The following is a 1,578-nucleotide window of genomic DNA, read 5'->3' as shown; positions in this document are numbered from 1 at the left end:
CGGTGGGGGTCGGCGGTTCGCGGAGGTCGGGGTCGTCGATGAGTTGCCACCGGATATTTCAGACTTTGCCGGGCGGCGGCCGGTGCTCGACTGGATCGCGCGGATGGCCGCCGAGCGGCTGCCGGCACCCGTTCACCTGGTCCTGCACGGGCCGCCGGGCTGCGGCAAGTCGGCCGTCGCCGTCCACGCCGCGACCGCGCTCGAACTCCCCGACGGCCGCCTCTACGCCACGCTCGGCACCCGTCCGCCCAACGCCGTGCTGGAGGACCTGCTGCGCTCGCTCGGCTGCCCGGACGGCGCGGTGCCCCCCGAACCGGACGATCGCATTCGCCTCTACCGCAGCATGACGGCCCGCCGGCGGCTGCTCGTCCTGCTGGACGACGCCGCCGACGAGTCCCAGGTCCGCCCGCTCCTCCCCACGGGGCCGGGCAGCCTCACCCTGGTGACGAGCCGGTCGCCGCTGGCCGGGCTGGAGGCGGCACGCGCGTACGAGCTGGGCCTGCTCGACGAGGACGAGGCCGTGGCGCTGCTCGGAGGCGTGGCGGGACACGAGCGGGTCCGCGCCGAGCCCGAGCCCGCCCTGCGCATCGTCCGGCTCTGCGGCCACCTTCCGCTCGCCCTGCGGATCGCCGGATCCCGGCTGGCCAGGAAACCGGGCTGGACGCTCGGCCACCTGGCGGGGCGGCTGGGCGACGAGCGGCGGCGGCTCGACGAGCTGAGCGCCGGGGACCTGGCCGTGCGCGGCAGTCTCGCCGTGGGCTATCGCGGCCTGCCCGACGCCGAGCGGCTGCTCCTGCGCCGGCTCGGCGCGCTGTCCGCCCCCGACTTCGCCCCCTGGGCGCTCGGCGCGGACCTGGAGCCGCTGGTGGAGGCGGGCCTGCTCCAGTCGCGCGGCCTGGACGAGGCCGGCCAGGAGCGGTACGGGTGGCACGACCTGACCCGCCTGTACGCCGCCGAACGCCTGGCCGAGGAGGACGACGGCCCGTCCGGCGTGCTGGCGTCCATGGTGGACGCGGTGCTGGAGCGGACCCGCCAGGCCAGGGCCTCCCTCCTCCCGGCGGAACCCGGCACCGGACGCACCGAGGTCCACCGGCCCCAGGACGTCCACCTGCCGTGGGGTGGCGACGTCCTGCTGACGGGGTGGTTGCGGCAGGAGGCGCGCTGGCTGAGCGCCGAGCGCCGGTTCCTGGTGGCGACCGTCGAGGACTTCTACCGCGCGGGCCTGTACGAGGCCGCGTGGCGGCTGGCCTTCTACCTCACGCCGCTGTTCGAGCTGGGCGCGCACCACGACGACTGGCACGCCACGACGGCGACCGGCCTGGACGCGGCCAGGGCGGCGGGCCACCGGCGCGGCGAGGCGCTGCTGCTGCGCGGCCTGGCCGACCTTCACCGGGCGGAGGGCCGCCTGGACGCGGCGGCGGCGGCGCTGCGGGCGGCCCAGCCACTGGTGGACGGGCTGGAACTGGCCAGGATCACGCTCAGACTCGGCCTGGTCCAGGCCGAAACCGCACCCCCTCCTGCCCCAGGCGGAGAGGGCGGCGTGGCCGGGCAGTCGGTGGGGCGGTCGGCGGGGGTGCC

1 protein-coding gene is annotated in these 1,578 nt (G+C 76.9%); it reads left to right on the top strand.

Annotated features, from left to right (window positions below; all coding sequences use genetic code 11):
- Window positions 1-82 precede the first annotated feature (82 nt).
- Window positions 83-1,578: NB-ARC domain-containing protein (locus FAF44_RS53160; RefSeq protein ID WP_237111112.1), on the top strand; the 1,496-nt coding region annotated here is incomplete at its 3' end.

The organism is Nonomuraea sp. MG754425 (genome assembly GCF_021699195.1).
GTDB lineage: Bacteria > Actinomycetota > Actinomycetes > Streptosporangiales > Streptosporangiaceae > Nonomuraea.
This window is presented reverse-complemented; position numbering and strand designations above follow the sequence as displayed.